The following is a 23179-nucleotide window of genomic DNA, read 5'->3' as shown; positions in this document are numbered from 1 at the left end:
AGCGCCGAAAGTCACGGCGAGATATCGATCCGAAGCCGGTGTTGCCATATGGCGCCTGCTGAGTTAGAAATGTAAGCGCTTGCATTCGCGAGCGAGAGTCGAACCCGCACCGTCGCGACCGGCAGTGCGGCCGGACTCACTCAGCACTCCAGAGAGGCACTGCACCGATGAAGGTGAACAAGAAGAGCTGGCTCGCGCTCGGCGGTCTCGCCGTCGCGTCGATCGTCCTCGCGGGCTGCGCGGGCAACGGTGACGACACCGCTTCGAGCGACGAGGGCGACGCCACGTCGACGCTGACCGTCTGGGTCGACTCCGAGCGCGTCGATGCGCTGAAGGGCGCGGCCGACGCGTACAGCGAGAAGACCGGCGTCAAGGTCGACCTGGTGGGCAAGGACACTGGCAAGATCAAGGACGACTTCATTCAGCAGGCCCCGACGGGCAAGGGGCCCGATGTGGTCATGGGCGCCCACGACTGGCTCGGTGAGCTGTCGACCAACGGCGTCGTGGCCCCGATCGAGCTCGGCGACACTGCCGGCGACTACCTCCCGGTCGCGCTGCAGGCCTCGACCTACGAGGGCACGACGTACATGCTCCCGTATGCGGTCGAGAACATCGCCATCCTCCGCAACGCCGACATCATCCCCGAGCCGGCCACGAGCTTCGACGACATGATCGCGAAGGGCCAGGCCGCCGGTCTCACCACCCCGTTCGTCGTCCAGCAGGGCGTCGAGGGCGACCCGTACCACCTGTACCCGTTCCAGACGGCGTTCGGCGCCCCCGTGTTCGGCACCGACGCCGAGGGCAACTACGACCCGACCGACCTGCAGATCGGCAACGAGGGCGGCTTCCAGTTCGCCAGCTGGCTCGGCGCGCAGGGTGCCGCCGGCAACTTCAACACCGACGTCGACGGCGACATCGCCAAGACGAAGTTCATCGAGGGTGAGGCGGCCTTCTGGCTGACCGGCCCGTGGAACGTCAGCGCCGCGACCGACGCCGGCATCAACGTCGCGATCGACCCGATCGCGAGCCCGACCGACGCGCCCGCTCAGCCGTTCGCCGGCGTGAAGGGCTTCTTCGTGAGCTCCGAGTCCGACAACAAGGTCGCCGCGAACGACTTCCTGGTGAACTACATCGGCACCGAGGACGTCCAGCTCGAGCTGTTCAAGGCCGGCAATGTGCTGCCCGCCCTCACCGCTGCTGCCGACACGGCGGCCGCCGACCCGATCATCGCCGGTTTCCAGACCGTCGGTGCCGACGCCGTCCCGATGCCCGCCATCCCCGCGATGGGTGCCGTGTGGCAGTACTGGGGAATCGCCGAGGCCGCGATCATCAACGGCGCCGACCCGACGGCGACGTGGCAGAAGCTCACCGACGACGTGAGCGCCGCCATCAAGTAACACCCTGCGGTCTCACGACCGTGACAGGCGACCGGGACGGATGCCGAGGCATCCGTCCCGGTCCCGATGATGAGGATGATCGATGACCGATACTCTCTCCACCGCGACTGACGAGACGGCCCCGCCTCAGACGCCGAGACAGCGCAGCGCCGCCCGTATGGCCGATGCCGCCGGCGGCCGGTTGCGCTGGATCGTGCTCAAGATCGTGATGCTGGCGATCGTGGACGCCGTCGCGCTCTACGCCGTCTTCGTCCTCTTCCTGCACAACGAATGGCTCGTCCTCACGCTGGTGACGGCCGTGACGATCCTCGTGAACTGGATCTACTTCTCCCGCAAGCAGATCCCCGCGAAGTACTTGACCCCGGGCATCATCCTGCTGGTCGTCTTCCAGATCTTCACCCTCAGCTACACCGCCTACATCGGCCTCACCAACTACGGCACCGGCCACAACGGCTCCAAGGACCAGGCGATCGCGTCCCTCATGCGGTCATCCCTCGTCCGTGTCGAGGACTCGCCGACGTTCGACGTGGCCGTCGTCGAGCGCGTCGGCGAGCTCGGCCTCCTGGTGACAGACCCCACCGACGGCGAAGCGTCGCTCGGCACCAACCAGAAGCCGCTCGAACAGGTCGACGCCACCATGGAAGGCGGCAAGGCCGTCGCCGTCGACGGCTGGACCACGCTCACCTTCGCAGACGTGCTCGCGCGCAGCAACGAGGTGGAAGAGCTCGCGGTGCCGTACACCGACGACCCCAATGACGGGGCGATCCGCACCCAGGACGGCCAGAAGGGTTACCTCTACACCTCCACCCTCGTGTACGACCCGGCCGCCGACACGATGACCGACACCGCCACCGGCACCGTCTACACCGACGACGGCGAGGGCGCCTTCACCTCCGAGTCGGGGGAGCAGCTGCTGCCCGGATGGCAGGTCTTCGTCGGCTTCGACAACTTCGTCCGCGCCCTGACCGACACGTCGATCCGCGGACCGCTGCTGGCGGTGACGGCGTGGACGTTCGTGTTCGCGATCGTCTCGGTGGCCACCACGTTCTTCCTCGGGCTGCTCTTGGCGATGCTCTTCCAGAACAAGCGCATGCGGTTCAAGAACGGGTACCGGATCATGCTGATCCTGCCCTATGCATTCCCGGCGTTCCTGTCGGCCCTCATCTGGGCGGGCATGATGAACAAGAGCTTCGGCTTCATCAACCAGGTGCTCCTGGGCGGGGCCGAGATCGGCTGGTTGACCGACCCGTGGATCGCGAAGTTCTCGGTGCTGCTGGTCAACCTCTGGCTCGGCTTCCCGTACATGTTCCTCGTGTGCATGGGAGCACTGCAGGGCATCCCCGAAGAGGTCAATGAAGCGGGCGTGATGGACGGTGCGAGCCCGTGGCAGATCTTCCGCCGCATCAAGCTGCCACTCCTGCTCGTCACGGTGACGCCGCTCTTGATCGCGTCGTTCGCCTTCAACTTCAACAACTTCAACCTGATCTACATGCTCACCGGCGGCGGTCCGCGATTCGAGGACACGGCGATACCGGCGGGACACACCGACCTGCTGATCTCGATGGTGTACAAGGTCGCCTTCACCGGGCAGAACCGCGACTACGGTCTCGCCTCGGCGTTCACGATCCTGATCTTCATCGTCGTCGCCGTCATCGCCGTGATCAGTTTCCGCAAGACCAAGGCCCTCGAGGAGCTGAACTGACATGTCGGAATCTCAGGAGCGTCTCGCCCACCCCGGCAAGCCCGTCACGCAGAACGCGACCCTCGCCGTAGCCGGCGGCAGCGCCGCCGAGCAGTTCGAGACCGCGGCCCCGGGCATGGCGCCCTCGCCGCGGGCCGAGCGGCCCGCGCGCCGTCGCCCGTTCGGCAAGTGGTTCGCCGACACCGGCTGGCGCCACGTCGTCGCGATCGTCGTGTCGGCATTCGCGATCTTCCCGTTGCTGTACGTGCTGTCGGCGTCGCTGAACCCGAGCGGCACCCTCACCGGCACCAACCAGCTGTTCTCGGCGGTCGGCATCGACAGCTACGTGCGCATCCTCACCGACCCGCAGATCCCGTACCCGCAGTGGTTCCTCAACACCATGATCGTGGCGCTGATCACCGGATTCACGATGGTGTTCATCGGGGCCCTGGCCGCGTACGCCTTCTCGCGCATGCGCTTCACCGGCCGCCGCGTGGGCCTCATCACCATCGTGGTCGTGCAGATGTTCCCGCAGATGCTCGCCGTCGTGGCGATCTTCCTCATGTTCAGCTCCATCAGCGACTGGTTCCCGGCGATCGGACTCAACACGCTGAGCGGTCTGATCCTGATCTACCTCGGCGGCGCGCTGGGCGTGAACACCTACCTCATGTACGGATTCTTCAATACGATCCCGAAGGAGCTCGACGAGGCGGCGAAGATCGACGGCGCCGGCCACGCGCGCATCTTCTTCACGATCATCCTGCGCCTGGTTGCACCCATCCTCGCCGTCGTCGGGCTGCTGTCGTTCATCGGCATCGTGAACGAGTACATGATCGCGAGCGTGCTGCTCATCGATCCCGACAAGCAGACGCTCGTCGTCGGGCTCACCAAGCTCGTGTCGAACCCGCGCTACGCGGACTGGTCGGGCTTCGCCGCGGGTGCGGTGATGGCGGCGATTCCGGTGGTCATCGTTTTCCTTCTGCTGCAGAAGTACATCGTCGGCGGCCTGACGGCGGGCGCCACGAAGGGCTGATCCGCGACGCCGATCGGAGAGCGGATGCCGCGTCAGCTGCGTGCTGTCGCAGCATCCGCTCTGCGATGATCGAGGCGAGCACCGCCACCGCCCGCCTGACGAAAGGCCGAGCCATGACGACCCTCCTCCCTCACCACGACGGCTCGCCGCTGTACGTGTCCGATCTCGCGCCGCAGCTCGGCGACGTGGTCACCGTGCGACTGCGGGTGCCGGCGGGCTACGGACCCCTCGCGGCCGTGCGCACGCGTTCGAATCCCGATCACGAGCCGGAGTGGACGGATGCTGCGCCCCTCGGCACCGCGGACGGCTGGGACTGGTGGGAGGCCTCGGTCACGGTCCGCAACCCGCGTCACGGGTACCGCTGGGTGCTCCTGCACAGCACCGATGGTGGCGGTGACGGGCGGGTGGAGTGGCTGAACCAGACCGGCCTGCACACGATCGAGACCCTCGACGCCGAGGACTTCGCGCTCGTCGCGTACCCGGCGCCGCCGGCGTGGCTCACCGACTCGGTGATGTACCAGGTGTTCCCCGACCGCTTCGCGCGGTCGGCGCAGGCCGATACCCATCCGACCCCCGACTGGGCGATCCCGGCGAAGTGGGACGACCCCGTCGATCCCGTCGTGCCGGCGCGCTCGCAGCAGTTCTACGGCGGCGACCTCGACGGGGTCATCGAGAAGCTCGACCACCTGGTGTCGCTCGGCGTGAACCTGCTGTACCTCACGCCGATCTTCCCGGCAGCGTCGAACCACCGCTACGACGCGTCGAGCTTCGATCGCGTCGACCCGCTCCTCGGCGGCGATGAGGCGTACGTCCGGCTGATCGAAGCGGCGCATGCGCGCGGCATCCGTGTCATCGGCGATCTCACGAGCAACCACTCGGGCGATCGTCACGAGTGGTTCCAGGCGGCGCTCGGTCACCCCGGTGCGCCGGAGGAGGAGTTCTACTACTTCACGGATGACGCGAACACGGAGTACGCGTCGTGGCTGGGCGTGCCGACGCTGCCCAAGTTCAACTGGGCGTCGCGGGAGCTGCGCGACCGGTTCATCGAGGGGCCCGACTCGGTGGTCGCGAAGTGGCTGAAGCCGCCGTACTCCGCCGACGGCTGGCGCATCGACGTCGCCAACATGACGGGGCGCCTCGGGTCCGTCGATCTGAATGCCGAGGTGCGCCAGCTGCTGCGGCGCACGATGATCGAGATCAACCCCGACACGATCCTGCTCGGCGAGTCGACGAACGACGCCGCGAGCGACCTGCAGGGCGACGGCTGGCACGGGGCGATGACGTATCCGTCGTTCACGCGGCCGGTGTGGGGCTGGCTGTCCGAGCCGACCCACGCGCCGTACGTCACGTACGACGGCCGTGAGGAGACCGAGCCCTGGTTCTTCACGCAGCCGATCGGCGGCATCCCGCGCTACACCGCGCGGCAGTTCGTCGACGCCGTGGTGCGCTTCACCGCCGGCATCCCGTGGCGCGTGCGCCTGGGCAACATGCAGCCGCTCGACACGCACGACACCGGGCGCTTCGCCACGAACGCGGCTCCGGGAACGATTCCCGTTGCGGCGGGGCTCATGATGACGCTGCCCGGCCTGCCCGTGATCTTCGCGGGCGACGAGTTCGGCCTCGTCGGCGTCGACGGCGAGGCGAGCCGCACGCCGATCCCATGGGGGAGCGTGGGCGAGCCCGCCGTAGCCGAGCGCCTGGCGCTGTACCGCGAGCTCGTCGCGCTGCGTCACGCGCACCCGACGCTGTCGACCGGCGGCCTGCGCTGGGTGCACGTCGACGACGAGTCCGTGGTGTTCGTGCGGGAGTCGGCCGACGAGACGCTGCTCGTGCTGGCGGCGAAGGGCGATGCGGATGCCGAGGTCCCGGCCGGCGCGGTGCCGGGCGCGGCGGGCGCGGAGGCCCTCCTCGGCGATGCGACCCTCGCGGTGGCCGACGACGGTTCCGTGCTGCTGTCAGCCGACGGCCCCGCGTTCGCCGTGTGGCGGCTCGCCGGCGTCGACGTGCCCGCGCCCGAGCCCGCATCGGCGACGGCGGACGAGGTGTCGCGCGGCGTGGTGTCGGCCGACGAGACCACGCCTGCGGAGCAGGTCGAGTCCGCCTGACGAACGGTCGCGGCCTGTGGACAACCCGTGACACGGGGTCGCAGCATCCTGCACACTGAGTCCCATGTCAGCGTTGACCACCATCGGCCTGCCCGTGGCCCTCGGAATCATCATGTTCGGGCTCGGCCTGAGCCTCACCCTCGGCGACTTCGCCCGCGTCCTCAAGCAGCCGAAGGCGGTGATCGTCGCGCTGGTGTGCCAGCTGATCCTGCTGCCGCTCATCTGCTTCGGCCTCGTGCTCGCGTTCCAGCTGCCGCCGATCCTCGCGGTCGGCATGATGATGCTCGCGGCGTCGCCGGGCGGCACGACCGCCAACCTCTACAGCCACCTCTTCCGGGGCGACGTGGCCCTGAACATCTCGCTCACCGCCGTGAACTCGGTGATCGCCGTGTTCACCCTCCCGCTCATCACGAACCTCGCGATCCTCTACTTCAACCCGTTCGACGACCAGCTCGGGATGCAGTGGGCCAAGACGATGGAGGTCTTCGCGATCGTGCTGCTTCCGGTGGCCCTCGGCATGATCGTGCGCCGCTTCTGGCCGCGGTTCGCGAAGGCGATGGACAAGCCGGTGCGCATCGCATCCGTCATCATCCTCGTCGTCGTGATCGCCGGCGCCGTCGTGCAGAACTGGGCGCTCCTCGTCGAGAACTTCGGGCGCCTCTCGCTCATCACGATCGTGTTCTGCCTCATCAGCCTCACGATCGGCTACTTCGCGCCGCGCCTGGTGAAGGTCGGCAGGCGCCAGTCGATCGCATCGTCGTTCGAGATCGGCATCCACAACGCGACGCTCGCGATCGTCATCGCGCAGACCGTGCTCGGCTCGGTCGAACTGTCGCTGCCGGCGGCCGTGTACGGCGTGCTGATGTTCTTCATCGCGTTCGGTTTCGGCTTCCTGATCCGCGACCGCTCGGGCGGCGCGGGCGAGTCGGCCTCCGGCGCCGTGGACGACCGGGCGACCCCCGCCGCGTCAGCCTGACGGCGAGGGCGACGGATGCTGCCGCCCGGCGTGCGCGAACACGCCGGGGTGGCGGCATCCGTCGTCCTTCGTAGACTGGGCGGGCGAGGAGGTGCCATGCGCCCACTGACCGAGGATGAGTTGCGTTCCGCGTTCGTGAACGCCTCCGCCGACGAGCTGCGTCTCGTCACCCTGCCGCACGACTTCGTGCTCACCGACTGGGATCACCTCGACTTCCTGGCGTGGCGCGACCCGCGCACGCGGGGCCGGGGCTACCTGATCGCCGAGATCGACGGTGAACCGGCGGGCATCGTGCTGCGTGGCGCCGAGGGCTCGTCCCACGCGCGCGCGGCGCTCTGCAATCTGTGCCACACGATGCAGCCCGCCGATCAGGTCACCATGTACACGGCGCGCAAGGCCGGCGAGGCCGGCGTGCACGGCGACAGCGTGGGCACCTACATCTGCGCCGACCTGTCGTGCCACGAGAACGTGCGCCTCGCGCCGCCGCTGGCGCCGAACGAGGTGCGCGCGAGCGTCGACATGAAGATCGACGGCACGCGTCGGCGCACCGAGGCCTTCGTCGGCCGCGTGCTCGAGACCGCGGGGGTGCCGCGATGACCGTCGTCGTGGTGGGCGACGCGCTCATCGACGAGCTGCGTGACGACCACGGCGTGCGGGAGTTCGTCGGCGGGGCCGCGCTCAACGTCGCGGTCGGCCTCGCGCGGCTCGGCGTGCCCGCGACGCTCGTCGCGATGCTCGGCGACGACGAGCCCGCATCTCGTGTGCGGCGCTATCTCGCGGACTTCGGGGTCGAGCTCCTGGCGACGCCGTCGCTTCTGGGCACGGCACGCGCGGTGAGCACGCGTTCCGGCGCGGGGGAGCCCGTCTACGAGTTCAACGAGGCCTCGCAGCGGCGCCGGATCCGCTTCGGTGAGGCCGAGCGGCAGGCCTTCGCGGACGCCGACCTCGTGGTCGTGAGTTGCTTCGCGTTCGACGACGCCGAGCAGGCGGCTGAGCTGGCCGAGGCGATCGCCGGGGCCGAGGCGCCCGTCGCTGTCGATCCCAACCCGCGCACGGGCATGATGCACGACAAGGACGAGTTCGTGCGCGGCTTCGAAGCGCTCGCGGCCGGTGCCGTGCTGGTCAAGGTCGGCGAGGACGACGCCGCGCTGCTGTACGACGATCGGCTCGACGCCCTGCGCGCCCGTCTCATCGACCTTGGCGCGCGCGCGGTGCTGGCGACCGAGGGCGCCGCCGGCGCCACGATCGAGGCCGGCGACGTCGTCGTGACGCGGCCGATCTCGAACCTGCCTGGCCGCATCGTCGACACGATGGGCGCGGGCGATGCGGCGTTCGCCGCCACGATCGCCGCACTCCTGGCCGGGTCGCCGGAGAGCGCCGAGGAGTGGGACACGGTGCTGGTGTCGGCGATGGATGCCGCGGCCGCGACGTGCCGTTTCGAGGGGGCGCTGCTGCGCACTCCGAGCGCGCTCGAGAGCCTCGATCTCGACCGCATCGGCACGTGAATCCGCTCGATTTCTGACCTCGGGGATCTACGCGTAAGATGGTGGATCGCGCCTCCGGTCGTCTGGAAAAGTCGGACGGGTGCGCACTTGGCGAGTTACCCAAGCGGCCAAAGGGATCTGACTGTAAATCAGCCGTCTTAGACTTCGGGGGTTCGAATCCCTCACTCGCCACCATCCGAAAGCGCCCCGCATCGCGGGGCGCTTCGTGGTTTTCGGGCGGCTAGCCTGAGGCGATGACCTGGACGGCCACCGGCACCCTCACCGCGGAGGCTGCCACGCGGCATCCCGAGCTCGTCAGTCCCGTCGTCGCAAGGGGCCTCGCGCTGCTCGATGCGGCCGTGGCGGCGAGCGTGGGGGTCGCGGAGATCGACGCGGCGCTCGCCGACACCGCCGCGTTCTGCGAGCGGTACGGCGTCGCGCCCGAGGCGTCGGCCAACTGCGTCGTCGTGAAGGGCAAGCGCGGCGGTGACGTGCGGTTCGCCGCGTGCATGGTGCTCGCGACGACCCGCGCCGACGTCAACGGCGTCGTGCGGCGGCGCCTCGACGTGCGCAGCGCCTCGTTCGCGCCGATGGACGAAGCCGTCGCGCTCACCGGCATGGAGTACGGCGGCATCACTCCGATCGGGCTTCCCGCGGACTGGCCGATACTCGTCGACGCCGCCGTCGCCGCGGCGCCCGAGGTCGTCATCGGCGGGGGAGTGCGCGGCAGCAAGCTGTTCCTCCCGGGCAGCGCGCTGCTCGCCCTCCCGGGCGCTGAACTGGTCGAGGGTCTCGGACGCGCCGTGGGCTGAGGCATCCGTCCCCTTCGAGGCTCGAGCCCGGGCCCGCGATGGCCTGCAGCGCCGCCGGTCGGCGTGTCAGGATGGGCGGTGCGGGCACACCGCCCGCGTCACGAGAGGAACGCCATGACCGCGCCCGATCCGTATGCGACGCCCGTTCCGAGAGCGGAAGCAGGGCGGACGGATGCCTCGCCCTCGCCGTTGCTGCGGATCGCCATCTGGGTCGCGATCGGCGCTCTCATCGCCGCCGCGCTGGTCTGCGTCGTCTGGGTGCTCATCGGCGGGCAGAACGGCCTCATCGGACGGGCGTTCCTGACGATCCTGCTCCTCGCCGGCTTCGCCGGTGTCGCGATCCTCGACGCCCACCTCGCGCCCCGGCGCCCCGCGTGGTTCGCGCTCGCGAGCCTGGCCTCGTGGATCATCGCGCTGCTGATCGGCGCGATCATGATCTGGATGCCCGACCGCTTCCCGTGGCTCGGGTTCTCGCGGGTGATCCAGTTCCTGCTGATCGTGCTCATCCTCCAGCTCGTGCTGCTGCACGTGCGCCTCTACATCAAGGCGTTCCAGCGTCACGACACGCCCTTCACCCGCACCGTGGTCGTCATCACGATCGCACTCGTCGTCGGACTCGCGGCCCTGCTGATCGTCCCGCTGGCGTTCTGGGAATGGCTGTACTTCGCCGACATCTACTGGCGCATCGTGGTCGCCGTCGCGATCCTGGCGGCGGTCGGCACGGCGCTCGTGCCGCTCATCAACGTCCTCCTCGCGCCGAAGAAGCCGCGTCCGTACGCTGCGTACCCCGCCGCCGCCCCGGCCGCGCCTGCCGCCCCCGCGGCGCCGGGCACTCAGGAGCTTCTGCCCTGGCCGACGTACGTCGACGCGGTGACGCCGCTGCCGATGCTTCCCGACGGCTCGCCGGACTGGAACGCCTACTACACGGGCTACCCGTCGCCGGGTGCGCACGTGTTCACGCGGGTCGAACCGGCTCCGGTCGCGGAGCTGCCTGCCGCAGCGCCGGAACCGGCGCCGGCTCCCGCGCCGCCGGCTCCTGAGCAGCCGAGGACGCAGCCCGGGTACGAGGGCTACCCGCCGCCCCCGCCGCTGCCGCCGCGCCCCTGATCTCGGTGCGTGTCAGCGCGCGAGCACCTCGAGCGCGGCCATCGCCGCGTTGTGCCCGCCGAGGCCGCTGACCGCGCCGCCGCGGCGTGCACCTGAGCCGCACAGCAGCACGTCCGGGTGCGCGGTCGCCACGCCCCAGCGCTCGGCGGGAGTGTCGAGCGGCTCGTCGCCGGAGGCCCATGGCCACGAGAGCGGGCCGTGGAAGATGTCGCCGCCGACCATCCCGAGCGACTGCTCGAGGTCGGCGGTGGTCCGCGCTTCGATGCACGGCGTGCCGTCCGGTGCCTCGTAGACGCAGTCGGCGAGCGGCTCGCCCAGCACCGCGTCGAGCGAGCGCTGGGCCGCTTCGAGGAGCGCTGCGCGCGCAGCATCCGTGTCCCGTCCGTCGAGGAGCCGGTGCGGCACCTGCAGGCCGAAGAGCGTCAGGGTCTGCGCACCTGAGGCGCGCAGCTCGGGGCCGAGGATGCTCGGGTCGGTGAGGGAGTGGCAGTAGATCTCGGCCGGGAGGGGATCAGGGATGCTGCCGCCCGCCGCTGCCCGATATGCGTCGTCGAGCTGGGTCATCGTCTCGTTGACATGGAAGGTGCCGGCGAACGCGGCCTCGGGTGCGACGCGGGCGTCGCGCAGGCGGGGAAGCCGCTTCAGCAGCATGTTGACCTTCAGCTGCGCGCCCTCGGGTGCGGGGGAGGGGGCGAGCGGAGCTCCCGCGCCGCCGGCCTCGAGCAGGCGTGCGAGCACGGCGGGGCCGACGCCGCTCAGCACCAGTCGTGCGTGCACGGATCCGCCCCCGGCGAGCGTGATCTCGCCGTCCGGGGTCACGGCGGTCACCTCGGTCTCGGTGCGCAGCTCGGCACCCGCCTCGCTCGCGGCGCGTGACAGCTCGGCGGTCACGCGGCCCATGCCGCCCACGGGCACGTCCCAGTGCCCGGTTCCGCCGCCGATCACGTGATAGAGGAAGCAGCGGTTCTGCTGCAGGCTCTCGTCGTCGGCCGAGGCGAACGTGCCGATGAGGGCGTCGGTGAGGGCGATGCCGCGGGCCATGTCGGTGGCGAACGATGACCGGAGCACCTCGCCCAGGGGGCGTTCGAAGAGGTCGGACCAGAGCCGATCGTCGGCGAGGCCCGCCCGCACGTCCCGTTCGCGATGAAGCGGCTGCGTCATCGAGGGGAAGAGGAGACGGGCGACCGGCGCGATCCGGTCGGAGAAGTCGGCGAGCCGCCGTGCTTCGCCGGTGCTCCCCGTGACGCGGGCGAACGAGTCGGCGGTGGCCGCAGCATCCGCCGTATCGATCAGGATCCCGCGCGACGGGCTCGCCGGATCGGGGGTATAGGAGGAGTAGCGGCGTCGGAGGAGACGGATGTCGAGTCCGAGGTCGTCGATGATGCCCCGCGGCAGCAGACTGACGAGGTAGGAGTAGCGCGAGAGCCGTGCGTCGACGCCCGCCCAGGGTCGCTCCGACACCGCGGCGCCGCCGACATGGTCGAGCCGTTCCAGGACGACGACCGAGCGTCCGGCCCGGGCCAGGTAGGCGGCGGCGACGAGGGCGTTGTGACCGCCGCCGACGATGGCGACGTCGTAGCGGGAGGGGCGGGCGGCAGCGACCATGCGCACCACGCTACCCAGCCGGTCGTCCGAGCCTGCGATGTCGGGCGTCGCTCGCCCGCCCGGCCCTCGGATGTCGGCGCCGGTTCGTTAGCGTGGAGCCATGAGCCTCGAGCACGACCTCGAATCCCTTGCCATCGACATCGCCCGCGAAGCCGGGGAGCTCGCGCGGACGCGCCGCGAGGCCGGCGTCGCGATCGCCGCGACGAAGACCGCCCTCGCCGACATCGTGACGGAGGCCGACCGCGAGGTCGAGGCGCTGATCCGCGCCCGGCTGGCCGCGGCCCGACCCGACGACGGGTTCCTCGGCGAGGAGACCGGCGGCGACCGCGGCGCGAGCGGTGTGACGTGGGTCGTCGACCCGATCGACGGCACCGTGAACTACGCCTACGGGATCCCGGCGTACGCGGTCAGCATCGCCGCGGTGCAGGGTGAGCCGACGCCCGGCACCTGGGAGGCGCTGGCCGGCGTCGTCTACACCCCGGTGCTCGGCGAGATGTTCCACGCCGCCCGGGGTGAGGGCGCGTGGCTGGGTGTGAACCGACTCGCCGTCAACCCCGAGGTCGGTGGCGCCGGCGCGCTCCTCGCGACGGGCTTCGGCTACGACCCGGCGACACGGCCCGGCGACATCGAACTCATCGGCCGCGTCATGCCCGCGGTGCCCGCGCGCGATCTGCGCCGCGGCGGATCCGCGGCGAGCGACCTGGCGTACGTCGCCGCGGGCCGCCTCGACGGCTACTTCGAACGCGGGCTCGCGCCGTGGGACCTCGCGGCCGGGGCGCTGCTCGTGACCGAGGCGGGCGGCCGCTTCGGGCGCGCGGAGCCCGACGGCGGCCCGCGTGCCCCCCTCGTCGTGGCTGCGACGCCGGCGATCTTCGACCGTCTCGCGGAGGCCGCCGGACTCTCGTGATGACGGCGTTCTCATCGAATCCTCATGCAACGCGCGTCATGAAATCCGAGCCGTACATGGCATTCCCAGGACGCCCGGGGTAGGGTTTACCCGATCGTTACCTTCGCCTCCCGAACGGCGGAGGGGTCTACTGCCCGCAGACCGCCTTGTCGCGAACACCCCCCTCGCGGCACGACCTGAGAGCCCGATTCCGCTTTGCCTTTTGACGCCCCCCAGGCTGGTTCTGCGCCCACGCGCCGCTCCAGCCGACCCTCCGCAGCGCCTGCTCAGGCGACCCCGGAGACTTCGGGGGCAGGGCGTGCGACCGCACGGCGGCAGGCCGCGAGCACGGCTCCCGAGCGTCCCGCGGTCGTGTGGGGTCGTCCCGTTGACGCGAAGCGGACGGATGCTGCGGACGCCGCGCCTGCGGTGAAGCCCGAGGCGACGACGTACCAGGCCTCGGCTCCTGAGGCTCCTGCGCCGCAGCAGGCCGCCGCGGCTGCGGCTCCCGTGACTCCCGCTCCGGCGGCGACGCCCATCGAGGCGGTCGCCCCGGCGCCGTCGTCGGTCGAGCTCCCGGTCGCGCCCGGCCCGGTCGTCGCGCCCGTCGCACCTCGAGCCCGCGCCCGTTCGTCCGCCGCCGCTGCCGCGTCCTCGGTCGCGCCCGTCGAGCAGGTGAGCCGCCGCTCCCGTCGGACGCAGACCGCCCAGCAGCCTGTCACGGTCGTGCCGCCGATCGCCCCCGTCGCCCCCGCCGAGCCGGAGCGGCCGGCCGCGACGTTCGAGGCCGAGCTGCCGACCCGCGATGAGCCGGCGCCGCTGCTCGACACCGTGCTCGCCCCCGCGGAGCCGTTCGAGCTGCTCGAGCCCGTCGCGATCGCCGAGTCGCCCGCCTCCACCACCGCCGTCCCGGCGCCCGCCTCGAGCGCGGCTCCCACCGAGACCGCCTCGACGTGGATGGCCGACACGTTCGCGAGACTCCTCGCCACCGAGGCTGCCGAGACCGCCTCTACGACGGTGCCGGTCGTCGAGGCCGCAGCATCGCAGCCGACAGAGGCGTCGGTGGAGTCGACGGAGCCCGCCCCGAAGCACGCCGAGCCGCAGACGACGGCCGCGCCCCGGGCCGCAGCGCCGACGCAGACCGCGACCACGGCGCCGACCGCGCAGCCCGTCGCCGGGTCCGGTGCCTCGCAGCCCGTCGCCGGGTCCGGTGCCTCGCAGCCTGCGGAGCCGAAGGCGTCGCGCCCGCGCACGGAGCGCCCCCGCACCGAGCGGATCGAGCCCCTCACCGGCCCGATTCCCGCGCCCGCAGCATCCGGAGTCGACGAGTTCGAAGCCGCATCCCGCCTCTTCGCCTTCACCGGCGAGACCCCCGTCCAGCAGCGGGCTGCCGAGCCTGAGCCCGAGGCCGAGGCCGAGTCGGCCCCTCATGCGGCGCCCCGCCGTGCCCAGACGCGTCGCGGCTCGGCGTTCAAGCGCGTCGCCACCGCGTCGTTCTCGGTGGGCGTCTTCGGCATCGTCGGTCTCATGGCCGTCGGCATGACGACGCCGGCCGAAGCGGTCGCGGCCGTCAACGGAACGGATGCCTCGCTCACGGTGCTCGCGGCCGGAGACGACTCGGCTCCGCTCATCGACGAGGCCGAGATCCAGGCCTACGTCGCTCCCGGCGACGCGCAGAGCGACCAGCTGCAGCGCACCGAGAACTACTCGACGACGACGACGGCGCAGCTCGCGTCCGAGGCCGGCATCCGCAACTTCTCGAACCTGTTCCGCAACAACCCGAACTCGAACATCCAGTGGCCCTTCGCAGTCGGCGTGACGATGTCGTACGGGTTCGGCATGCGCTCGGGCCGCATGCACGAGGGCATCGACTTCACGCCCGGCAACGGCGCCCCGATCCAGGCCATCGCCGACGGCACCGTCCGCGTCGCGTCCGAGGCGGGCGGCGCGTACGGCGTGCACGTCATCATCGACCACATCGTCGACGGGCAGATGGTCTCGAGCCACTACGCGCACATGCAGTACGGCTCGCTGCAGGTCAGCCCCGGCCAGCATGTGACGGTCGGCACCATGCTCGGCCGCACCGGCAACACCGGACGCTCGTACGGCGCCCACACCCACTTCGAGATCCTCAAGAACGGCACCACCGCCATCGACCCGTGGCCGTGGCTGCAGGAGTACACCGACGGGACCCACACGGTGGGTTGAGTGGTTCGGAAGGATGCCGCGCCTCTGGTATCCTCTTCTAGTTGCCTGTTTGCGGGCAGCACGCCCCGATAGCTCAGTGGCAGAGCACTTCCATGGTAAGGAAGGGGTCGTCAGTTCAATCCTGACTCGGGGCTCGCAGCATCCATTTCGTGACCGTTGGATGTGTTCGGCAGGGTAGCTCAGTTGGTGAGAGCGCACGACTCATAATCGTGAGGTCGCGGGTTCAAGCCCCGCTCCTGCTACCGACAGCCCCGGAAAATCAACGATTTCCGGGCTTCTTCGTGTTCGCGGTGCGTGTACTCCCCACGTGGAGAAGATGCGCTTGCTGGACACCGTCACAGAAGCCCCCGCTCGCGGGCGACGGCGACAGCGCGGGAGCGGGTGTCGACGCCCAGCTTGGCGAAGATGTGAACGAGGTGGGTCTTCACGGTCGCCTCGCTGACGAACAGGGTCTTCGCGATGTGCTGATTGGAAGCACCTTCGTCGAGCAGCCGCAGCACGTCCTGCTCGCGCTCGGTGAGCCGCACGCGCGGGGCGCGCAGCACCTGCACGACCCGCTCGCTCAGTTCCGCTGTGAGCGCCAGCCTGCCGGCAGCGGCGTCGCGGACTGCCCGAACGATCGCGTCTGGAGGGGAGTCTTTCAGCACGTACCCCGAGGCGCCGGCCTCGATCGCGCCGAGGAGCTCGATGTCTCTGTCGAACGTCGTCAGGATGATGACTGCGGGAGCGGGCGCGAGCGCCCGCAGCGCGCGGGTCGCTGCGATGCCGTCCATGCCGTCTCCCATCCGCAGATCGCACAGCACCACATCGGGCGCCAGATGACGGGACAGAGCCAGCGCCTCTTCGCCCGTTGCGGCCTCGCCCACGACGTCGATGTCGGGGGAGGCATCGAACAGAGCGCGTACCCCCGCTCGCACGATCGGGTGATCATCCGCGATGAGGACGCGCAGCGCGCTCATCGCGTCGCCCCCGCCACGATCGGGACGGACGCCGAGAGCGCGGCGCCCGCGCCGGGTGCGCTCTCGACGTCGAGTCCGCCACCGAGTTCGCGCAGACGGTCGCGCATGGCGCGCAACCCGTAGCCGCCGCCGGATCCTGCCGGAAGAGCCTCCCAGCGTGCGGCGTCGAATCCCACGCCGTCGTCGACGATGTCGAGCCGTACGCTGTCGCCGCCGTCGACGAGGCTGACGACCACGCGGTCCGCCTTCGCATGCAGGCGGGTGTTCGCCAGGGCGGACTGCGCCGTGCGCAGGAGCGCGACCTCCACGGCGACAGGAAGGGCGGGAACCGTCTCGTCGATGTGGAGCTCGGTGCGAATCCCTATCTCCGTGGTGAGCCGGTCGAGCATGCGGTGCAGCGCGTCGCCGAGCGCCGAGCGTTCGAGCTCCGCAGGCATGAGCGCGTCGACGATGCGCCGGGCGTCGGTAAGCCCTTCGCGTGCGAGGTCGCCGATCCGTCCGAAGGTTCGCGCCGACGCCGCCGGTGCCGTCGCAGCTGCGCCGGCGGCCAGCATCCCGATCGAGGTGAGGTTCTGGGCGATGGTGTCGTGGATGTCGCGCGACAAGCGTGTGCGCTCGGCGACCGCGCCCGCGTCGCGCTGCGCGCGCGCGAGCTCGTCCTGGAGCTGCGCCATCTCTTCGTGCGCGGTCACGAGCGACGAGATGAGCCGGCTCCGCTCACGACCGTCGCGCACGAGCTCGAGGTAGCCGCGGGAGATGCCCAGGGCGAAGACACCGCCGACGACCGGGCCGATGACATTCGCGTAGGTCGTCGCTCCGGTGTGGATGACCGGCGCGGCGACGACGACGGCCAGCACGCCGATGCTGAACAGAATCGCCCAGCGCATCCGCAGCACCAGGCCCGCGAGCAGCCACAGCGGGAACGCCAGCCACACGAACTCGGCGGAGACCGCTACCGCACCGACCCAGATCAGCCCGAGGCTCACGAGCCACCCTGCGGCCGCGGCGCGATCGCGTGTGCGTTCGCTCAGCAGCAGTCCGCCGAAGTACCAGCCGCCGAACACCACCGACACCGATATCACCCATGGCAGCGGCGTCCCGTCTGCCGCGGCGCGGACGGCGCCGGCGACCAACAGTGCGACGGTGATGACGGACTGGCCGGTCTTGACCGAGCCGACCAGCCTGCGCCAGGATCGGGGGGGCCGGAGACTCGGATCTTCGTCGGGCTCAGGCGACGGGTTCGCGAACCGCTGTGACATCCGCGGACACCCCTTTCTCCGGGCCGGGCGCGCCCGCGCCGTCTGGTGCACGATCTGTGAGGATGCGGCTCGGCCACCACATCCGATCGCCGATGAGTGAGAACAGTGCGGGCACGACGAGCGCGCGCACCACAAGGGTATCGACGAGCACACCGACGCCCACGATCAGCCCGATCTGCCCGAGCGTGACAAGGGGAAGCAGCCCCAGCGCGGCGAAGACGCCGGCCAGCACGACTCCGGCGCTCGTGATCACACCGCCGGTCGCGGCGATCGCGGTCACCATGGCTGATCGCGTGTCCTGTGCGAACGCCTCGGTCCGGGCCCGGTGCACGAGGAAGATCGTGTAATCCACCCCCAGCGCGACCAGGAACAGGAACGCGAGCAGCGGCACCTGCAGATCGAGTGCCTCCCAGCCGAAGAGGACGCGGCCGAGCCAGGCACCTGCCCCGATGGCGGCGGTCGCACTGAGTGCGTTGACCAGCAGCAGGACCAGCGGAGCGACCGCGGCGCGCAACAGCAGGACGAGGACCACGAAGGTGACGGCGAGCACGAGCGGCGCGATGAGCAGGAAGTCGCGCACGTTCGCGTCGTGGGCATCGAGCGCGGCACCGGCCGGCCCGCCGACGAGCGCGGACGCTGAGACGTCGTGGACGGAGTCACGCACATCGCGCACGAGCTGCAACGCCTCCGGCGAACCCGGCTCGGTGTCGCCGACCACCAGATACCTCACCAGCGTGCCGTCCTCACTCTTCGCCGTGGGCATCACGCGGACGACACCGGCGATGTCAGCGACCGCTTCTGCAACCTCCGCTGCGTCATCTGCTGCCGAGATCACGACCATCGGCTCTGCTTCACCGGGCGCGAAGTGCGCACCGAGGACTTCCAGTCCGGTCGCGGACTCGGACGGCACGCGGAATCGCTCGCCCTGACCGAGGCCCCACTGCGCACCGAGAAGTCCGGATGCCATCACACCCAACAGCACCGCCCCCGCCACGATCGGAAGGACAGGGCGGGCCACAACGTGTGACCCCACCCGTCGCCAGAGTCCCGGCCGCGGCCGCGGTCGGCCGGCACGCGGGATCGCGGGCCAGAACACACGGCGACCGCATACCGCGAGCGCGGGCGGCAGAACGAAGACCACCGCGGCCAACGCGATCAGCAATCCCATCGCGCACGCCACGCCCAGCCCTCGCGTCCCCGGAACGACGGCCAGCAGCAGCGTGAGCAGCGAGATCACCACGGTGGCGTTCGAAGCCGCGATCGCGGGAAGGCTGGCCCGCCACGCCCGGGACAATGCCGCGCGATGATCGTCGTCGCCGTTGAGCTCCTCGCGGTACCGCGAGATCATCAGCAGCGCGTAATTCGTGCCTGCGCCGAACACGAGCACGCTCACGATGCCCGTGTCGAACTGAAGTTGCAGCGCAGTGCCCAGGGCCGCCGTCGCCCTGCCCGCGAGCTGGTCCGCCAACGCCACGACGGCCAGCGGCACCAGCCACAGAATCGGGGAGCGGTACGTCACGATGAGAAGCAGCGCGACGATCAGGATCGTCACCAGCAGAAGGGTGAAGTCCGCGCCATCGAACGCCGCCGCCACGTCCACGCCGAACGCCGCGCCGCCGGTGACCTGCACGGCGACTCCTTCGATCGGGTGATCAGCGATCACGCCCCGGAGCTCGTCGACTGCCTGTCGCGCGGCCTCCTCGTCATCGCCGATCCTCAGGCTCGCCTGAATCATCGCCGCTTCGCCGTCTTCGCTGACGACGGGGCCGGTCGACGTGCTGCCCGACGCGGCATCGATCTCCGGAAGCAGCGATGTCAGCTGCTCCAGGTCTGCGGCTGTGAGCGCTGTTCGATCTGCACGAGTCGCCACCACCAGGAGTGCCTGTTCATCGGCACCCGGGAACCCATGAGCCAACGCGGCCACCTGAGCACTCTCGGACTCGGGCAGCGGAGGATCGCCGGCGGTCGCCAGGTCCGCACGGCCGAGCATCCCCATCAGCGCCACGAGAGCGAACACGCCGAAGCCCAGTGATATCCATGCGCCGCGGCGGGCGGTGAGGAAGCGGGACAAGCGAGACAAGAAGAGATTCACGACAACAGTCCATCGACGACAAGCCGAGACCACATCGCAGAACCGGCCGACACCGATATCCACCGTTCGATGGATCACGCGACTCTGCCTTCGGTGATACTCAGCCAGACGCCGCCCGCTCCGGTCCCGGCGGCGAGGTGCCGTGCGGTCGACCGCGTCGCACTGAGGTCGTGCCGGATCACGCTATCTGCGTGGTGCGTCGACGACGGCCGCAGTGTGGACTGGGGGGGAACATTCTGCAGCTCGTTCGCGAAGGTGGGAGACCGGCGTTGGATGGACCTGAGCTTCTTCGGCGGTTCTGCATCGGCGACCCCACCCTTGCCGACCATTCCGGCGAACTGTGGTCGCGATGTCTCGACCACCGCACGCGGGACCTCGTCCGGATCGGTGCGCTGATCGCGATGTCCGCACCGGACGTGTCGCTGCGCAGCGCCATCGACGACGCACTGTCGGCGGGTGTCGCGGCCGAAGAGATCATCGCCGTGATGGACGGACTGGTCACCGTCGTCGGCCTGCCGAGAGCGGTTGCGGCGGCCCCACGCATCGCCTCCGCGCTCGGCTACGCCGAGGACCTGCAGGACGACGAGCGCTGAGGTAGCGAGGCGGCGACCTGCCGCCTATCCGCCGAGAAGGCCGATCGCGACGGCGCGCTCGACCGCGCCGCCTCTGGTCGTCACCGCGAGCTTGCGATAGATCGAGCTGAGCTGAGAGCTCACGGTGTTGCGCGACACGTAGAGACGCTGGCCGATCTCGGCGATCGTCAGGTGCGTCTGCAGGTAGGGCAGGAGCCGCAGTTCGGCGGGCGTCAGCGGCACCGTTCCCTCGGCGTGGGGTTCGACCGCAAGCCCGGCCCGGAACTCCTCGATCTGCGTCGCGATCGAACCGACGTCGGGTCGCTTGCCCAGCAGCCGGTCGCATTCCGCGAGGAGATGGAACGCCGCTGAGCGGTCGCCGAGCATGACGTAGGCCTTGGCGAGCTGGAGGCGCACCCGCAACGACAGCCAGGGGAGCAGGTGGGTGCAGCCGATGCGAGCGCGCATGCCGCGGGCGAGGAGGCGCTCGCCGCGCTCGCGGTCGCCGCTGTGCACGGCGACCCGGGCGGCGACCGCGAGGGCGAGCGCCGTCGTCGGGTAGCCCTCCATGTGGCTCGCGTCGATGGCGTCGACACCGCGCTGGGCGTGGGCCGTGGCGGCGACCCAATGCCCCTCGTCGATCGCGATCAGGGCGAGCTCCGGCTCGCTCAGGATGACGGTGTCGGGGTTCTGCATGACCGTCGCCAGCTCGACCGCCTGCTCGAAGACCTCGCGCGCGGCGGCGGAGTCTCCCGACGACAGGAGGGCCGAGCCCCAGAGGTGAAGGGCCTGATCACGCCACGGGCTGTCCTCGGGCTCATGCCCGAGGGCGTAGGCGGCGTCCACGATGACCTGCGGGAAGCCGTGGACGCACATCGCGGCACGCACCATTGCCCGAGCGGATTCGAACAGCACACGGTCCTCGTCAGGGAAGCCGCTCGCGTCGACCTCGTCGAGCAGTCGCGCCCATTTCTCCCCTTCCCGTACCTCGCCGAGCAGGACGGCGGTCCACGTCCTCGACACCACGAGCGCAGGATTGGCGATGAGCACGTCGTCGCCCAGGTCGTCCAGCCATCGCCGCGTCGTCATGACCTGGCCCTGCCCGTACATGGCGAGGCCCAGTTCTGCGACGAGCGCGGCTGCACGTGCGGACTCGTTCGCCTGCAGGAGGTGCTCGACCGCGAAGGCGGGCGCGCCCTGCTCCTCGTGCCACGTCGCTGCGCGCCGGTGCAGGCCGGCCGCCGCCTCAGAGCCCTCGGACCGTTCCAATTCCGCGAGGAGGTACTCGCGGAACAACGCGTGGAAGCGGAACCAGCTGCGCTTCCTGTCCATCGGGATGAGGAACAGGTTCGCCTCTTCGAGCTCGTAGAGGCGGCTGCGCGCGTCGTCGGTCTGCAGCACGGCGTTGCAGGCCTCGGGTGAGACCTGCTCGAGGACGGCGCTGCGCCGCAGGAAGCGCTGGGTCGGCTCGGGGAGTCGCGCGATGCACTCGCGGTAGAGGTAGTCGGCGACATACCGTTCGTCGCCTGTCACGGTCGTGGCGTCGCCCCCGGCGCGCGCGACGAGGGCGCACAGGTACAGGCCGGTCGGCCAGCCTTCGCACTTGGCGACGATCCCGGCGAGGTCACTCTCGGCCACGTCGGAGGCTCCGGCCTCGTCGAACAGCACGCGAGCGTCGTCGACGTCGAGCGACAGGTCGTCGGCCGAGATCTCCCAGACGACTCCCTGAGTCCGCAGCCGCGCGAGCAGCGGGGGCGCCTGCCGGCCCGCGAGGACGACCTGCGAGCCGGCCGGCACCCGCGCGAGGATCACTTCGAGGGCGTCCTGGCACGCCGTCGAGGAGACCAGATGCAGATCATCGATGAAGAGGACGAAGTCGTCGGGTGCGGACCCGACAGCTGCTGCCAGAAGGGGAGCCGAGCGTCCGAGCGCGGTGGCGCCGATGCCGCGCATCTCGTCGACGACCGCCTCGGCGACCGACGAGAAGCTCGAACACGCCGATGCGACGATCGGCAGCAGTGCCGCCGGGTCGTCGTCGGTGCGCTCCAGCGAAGCCCACGCGACGGTGCGCGTCTCGGTGGCCGCCCACTCGGCGAGCATCGTGGACTTGCCGTAGCCGGCAGGAGCGGCGATCGAGACGACGCGGGCGGCGCTGGCGCGGGCGCGCTCGATCTGGCGTTGTCTGCTGACAGCATTCGTTCGCCAGGGTGGAACCCGGGTCTTGCTCTCGAGCAGCACCGCCTGCAGATCGCGTCCCCCCAGGACCGACTCACGGAGCATGTCCGGCACGGTCGGCATCCTATGGGGCCAGACGAAGCCACCACAAACGTGACCACCGGGAACGGCGAGGGAACGCCGGGTTCCCGCGGCATGACCAAGAGCCCGCGCGCGCCACATCATGCGATTCACATGACATCGCGGAACGGATGCTGCGCCTATGACTGTGCGCGGGACCCGCCGCGTCGTGCGGCCAGATACTCGGCCGGCATGCCGGGCCCGATCTTGATCGCGACCTCGTCTGCGGGCACGGTGCCACACGCGTCGCACGTCACCGTCGCGTGGACCGCGTTGTCGCACACCGAGTGGCGGTAGAGGATCGGGGGATCGATCGGTGATGCCCACTCGTCGCCCCACTCGGTGAGTGCGATGAGCGAAACAGCCAGCGCCCGGCCTTTGGGCGTGAGCACGTAGTCGGCTGCGCCGTCCCGCTCCATGATCCCGGCGGCGACGAACGATTCCAGCCGCGAGGTGAGGACGTTCGTCGCAATGCCGAGGTTGTGCTGGAAGTCGCCGAACCGCGTCACCCGTGCGAACAGGGCGTCGCGGATGATGAGCAGGCTCCAGCGCTCCCCGACCATCTCGAGGGAGCGTGCGATCGAGCACACCTGCGTGTCGTACGTCTTGCCGAGCATGCGTCGAATCTACCACTTGCGTGATGCAAGTAGCAGGACTAGGGTCACTTGCATCACGCAAGTCATCGACCCCAGCGGGTCGCGAGCAAAG

The 23179-nt window shown here is 70.2% G+C and carries 18 protein-coding genes and 3 tRNA genes; 15 read left to right on the top strand and 6 right to left on the bottom strand.

Features of this window, described 5'->3' with window-relative positions; all coding sequences use genetic code 11:
* Positions 1–167: 167 nt before the first annotated feature.
* The 10 genes from ACEYYH_RS16625 to ACEYYH_RS16580 all read left to right on the top strand — a co-directional run bounded on the left by ACEYYH_RS16625 (position 168) and on the right by ACEYYH_RS16580 (position 10595).
* Positions 168–1397: an extracellular solute-binding protein gene (locus ACEYYH_RS16625; protein ID WP_374975419.1), complete on the top strand. Its 1230-nt coding sequence runs from the start codon at positions 168–170 to the stop codon at positions 1395–1397.
* Positions 1398–1479: 82 nt separating this feature from the next.
* Positions 1480–3099: an ABC transporter permease subunit gene (locus ACEYYH_RS16620; protein WP_374975418.1), complete on the top strand. Its 1620-nt coding sequence runs from the start codon at positions 1480–1482 to the stop codon at positions 3097–3099.
* Between the two features lie 115 nt (positions 3100–3214).
* A complete protein-coding gene (locus ACEYYH_RS16615) occupies positions 3215–4111 on the top strand; it encodes a sugar ABC transporter permease (RefSeq protein WP_374978249.1) in 897 nt (298 codons plus the stop codon).
* A 113-nt stretch (positions 4112–4224) separates the two neighbouring features.
* On the top strand, positions 4225–6216 hold the full coding sequence (locus tag ACEYYH_RS16610) for a glycoside hydrolase family 13 protein (RefSeq protein ID WP_374975417.1): 1992 nt from the start codon (positions 4225–4227) through the stop codon (positions 6214–6216).
* A gap of 64 nt (positions 6217–6280) precedes the next feature.
* Positions 6281–7192 carry a bile acid:sodium symporter family protein gene (locus ACEYYH_RS16605; RefSeq protein ID WP_374975416.1) on the top strand — a complete coding sequence of 304 codons (912 nt, stop codon included), beginning with the start codon at positions 6281–6283 and terminating at the stop codon, positions 7190–7192.
* 96 nt (positions 7193–7288) lie between these two features.
* On the top strand, positions 7289–7789 hold the full coding sequence (locus ACEYYH_RS16600) for an FBP domain-containing protein (RefSeq protein WP_374975415.1): 501 nt from the start codon (positions 7289–7291) through the stop codon (positions 7787–7789).
* The gene (locus tag ACEYYH_RS16595) at positions 7786–8697 is read left to right on the top strand and encodes a PfkB family carbohydrate kinase (protein WP_374975414.1); all 912 of its coding nucleotides are present in this window, start codon (positions 7786–7788) and stop codon (positions 8695–8697) included. The genes ACEYYH_RS16600 and ACEYYH_RS16595 overlap by 4 nt, the downstream gene beginning before the upstream one ends.
* An 89-nt stretch (positions 8698–8786) precedes the next feature.
* Positions 8787–8871: transfer RNA gene (locus ACEYYH_RS16590), tRNA-Tyr, on the top strand.
* 59 nt (positions 8872–8930) lie between these two features.
* On the top strand, positions 8931–9488 hold the full coding sequence (locus tag ACEYYH_RS16585; protein WP_374975413.1) for a YbaK/EbsC family protein: 558 nt from the start codon (positions 8931–8933) through the stop codon (positions 9486–9488).
* A gap of 114 nt (positions 9489–9602) precedes the next feature.
* A complete protein-coding gene (locus ACEYYH_RS16580) occupies positions 9603–10595 on the top strand; it encodes a hypothetical protein (protein WP_374975412.1) in 993 nt (330 codons plus the stop codon).
* Positions 10596–10607: 12 nt separating this feature from the next.
* Here ACEYYH_RS16580 and ACEYYH_RS16575 read toward each other — a convergent pair whose 3' ends face one another.
* Complete coding sequence (locus ACEYYH_RS16575) at positions 10608–12200, bottom strand: phytoene desaturase family protein (protein WP_374975411.1); 1593 nt, start codon at positions 12198–12200, stop codon at positions 10608–10610.
* Between the two features lie 100 nt (positions 12201–12300).
* Here ACEYYH_RS16575 and ACEYYH_RS16570 point away from each other — a divergent pair, with 100 nt between their 5' ends.
* The 4 genes from ACEYYH_RS16570 (at position 12301) to ACEYYH_RS16555 (ending at position 15536) form a co-directional block, all read left to right on the top strand.
* A complete protein-coding gene (locus tag ACEYYH_RS16570; protein ID WP_374975410.1) occupies positions 12301–13107 on the top strand; it encodes an inositol monophosphatase family protein in 807 nt (268 codons plus the stop codon).
* 351 nt (positions 13108–13458) lie between these two features.
* Positions 13459–15294: a peptidoglycan DD-metalloendopeptidase family protein gene (locus ACEYYH_RS16565; RefSeq protein ID WP_374975409.1), complete on the top strand. Its 1836-nt coding sequence runs from the start codon at positions 13459–13461 to the stop codon at positions 15292–15294.
* Positions 15295–15356: 62 nt separating this feature from the next.
* Positions 15357–15428, top strand: a tRNA-Thr gene (locus ACEYYH_RS16560).
* Between the two features lie 34 nt (positions 15429–15462).
* Positions 15463–15536: transfer RNA gene (locus ACEYYH_RS16555), tRNA-Met, on the top strand.
* A 93-nt stretch (positions 15537–15629) separates the two neighbouring features.
* Here the strand turns inward: ACEYYH_RS16555 and ACEYYH_RS16550 are convergent.
* Genes ACEYYH_RS16550 through ACEYYH_RS16540 form a run of 3 tightly spaced genes read right to left on the bottom strand, consistent with a single transcriptional unit; the run spans position 15630 to position 19592 of the window.
* Positions 15630–16253, bottom strand: a complete 624-nt coding sequence (locus tag ACEYYH_RS16550; protein ID WP_374975408.1) for a response regulator — start codon at positions 16251–16253, stop codon at positions 15630–15632.
* Complete coding sequence (locus tag ACEYYH_RS16545; protein WP_374975407.1) at positions 16250–17512, bottom strand: sensor histidine kinase; 1263 nt, start codon at positions 17510–17512, stop codon at positions 16250–16252. Before ACEYYH_RS16545 ends, ACEYYH_RS16550 begins: the two co-directional genes overlap by 4 nt.
* Positions 17481–19592, bottom strand: coding sequence for an MMPL family transporter (locus ACEYYH_RS16540; RefSeq protein WP_374975406.1), 2112 nt, complete (start codon positions 19590–19592; stop codon positions 17481–17483). The genes ACEYYH_RS16545 and ACEYYH_RS16540 overlap by 32 nt, the downstream gene beginning before the upstream one ends.
* A gap of 149 nt (positions 19593–19741) precedes the next feature.
* Here ACEYYH_RS16540 and ACEYYH_RS16535 point away from each other — a divergent pair, with 149 nt between their 5' ends.
* Positions 19742–20197: a carboxymuconolactone decarboxylase family protein gene (locus ACEYYH_RS16535; RefSeq protein WP_374975405.1), complete on the top strand. Its 456-nt coding sequence runs from the start codon at positions 19742–19744 to the stop codon at positions 20195–20197.
* 24 nt (positions 20198–20221) lie between these two features.
* Here the strand turns inward: ACEYYH_RS16535 and ACEYYH_RS16530 are convergent, their stop codons facing one another.
* Both ACEYYH_RS16530 and ACEYYH_RS16525 read right to left on the bottom strand, forming a co-directional pair.
* Positions 20222–22456, bottom strand: coding sequence for a LuxR C-terminal-related transcriptional regulator (locus ACEYYH_RS16530; RefSeq protein ID WP_374978248.1), 2235 nt, complete (start codon positions 22454–22456; stop codon positions 20222–20224).
* A gap of 155 nt (positions 22457–22611) precedes the next feature.
* A complete protein-coding gene (locus tag ACEYYH_RS16525) occupies positions 22612–23088 on the bottom strand; it encodes a winged helix-turn-helix transcriptional regulator (protein ID WP_374975404.1) in 477 nt (158 codons plus the stop codon).
* Between the last annotated feature and the right edge of the window lie 91 nt (positions 23089–23179).

The organism is Microbacterium trichothecenolyticum (assembly GCF_041938625.1).
GTDB classification, from domain to species: Bacteria; Actinomycetota; Actinomycetes; order Actinomycetales; family Microbacteriaceae; genus Microbacterium; species Microbacterium trichothecenolyticum_D.
The sequence above is the reverse complement of the archived record's forward strand: the minus strand, read 5'-3'. Positions and strand labels throughout refer to the sequence as shown.

Excerpts from the sequence above, each read along its gene's own strand:
- ACEYYH_RS16575 (WP_374975411.1), bottom strand. The coding sequence starts at position 12,200 with ATGGTCGCTGCCGCCCGCCCCTCCCGCTACGACGTCGCCATCGTCGGC.
- ACEYYH_RS16625 (WP_374975419.1), top strand. The coding sequence starts at position 168 with ATGAAGGTGAACAAGAAGAGCTGGCTCGCGCTCGGCGGTCTCGCCGTC.
- ACEYYH_RS16615 (WP_374978249.1), top strand. The coding sequence starts at position 3,215 with ATGGCGCCCTCGCCGCGGGCCGAGCGGCCCGCGCGCCGTCGCCCGTTC.
- ACEYYH_RS16620 (WP_374975418.1), top strand. The coding sequence starts at position 1,480 with ATGACCGATACTCTCTCCACCGCGACTGACGAGACGGCCCCGCCTCAG.
- ACEYYH_RS16580 (WP_374975412.1), top strand. The coding sequence starts at position 9,603 with ATGACCGCGCCCGATCCGTATGCGACGCCCGTTCCGAGAGCGGAAGCA.
- ACEYYH_RS16570 (WP_374975410.1), top strand. The coding sequence starts at position 12,301 with ATGAGCCTCGAGCACGACCTCGAATCCCTTGCCATCGACATCGCCCGC.
- ACEYYH_RS16525 (WP_374975404.1), bottom strand. The coding sequence starts at position 23,088 with ATGCTCGGCAAGACGTACGACACGCAGGTGTGCTCGATCGCACGCTCC.
- ACEYYH_RS16585 (WP_374975413.1), top strand. The coding sequence starts at position 8,931 with ATGACCTGGACGGCCACCGGCACCCTCACCGCGGAGGCTGCCACGCGG.
- ACEYYH_RS16610 (WP_374975417.1), top strand. The coding sequence starts at position 4,225 with ATGACGACCCTCCTCCCTCACCACGACGGCTCGCCGCTGTACGTGTCC.
- ACEYYH_RS16600 (WP_374975415.1), top strand. The coding sequence starts at position 7,289 with ATGCGCCCACTGACCGAGGATGAGTTGCGTTCCGCGTTCGTGAACGCC.
- ACEYYH_RS16595 (WP_374975414.1), top strand. The coding sequence starts at position 7,786 with ATGACCGTCGTCGTGGTGGGCGACGCGCTCATCGACGAGCTGCGTGAC.
- ACEYYH_RS16530 (WP_374978248.1), bottom strand. The coding sequence starts at position 22,456 with ATGCTCCGTGAGTCGGTCCTGGGGGGACGCGATCTGCAGGCGGTGCTG.
- ACEYYH_RS16550 (WP_374975408.1), bottom strand. The coding sequence starts at position 16,253 with ATGAGCGCGCTGCGCGTCCTCATCGCGGATGATCACCCGATCGTGCGA.
- ACEYYH_RS16545 (WP_374975407.1), bottom strand. The coding sequence starts at position 17,512 with ATGTCACAGCGGTTCGCGAACCCGTCGCCTGAGCCCGACGAAGATCCG.
- ACEYYH_RS16605 (WP_374975416.1), top strand. The coding sequence starts at position 6,281 with ATGTCAGCGTTGACCACCATCGGCCTGCCCGTGGCCCTCGGAATCATC.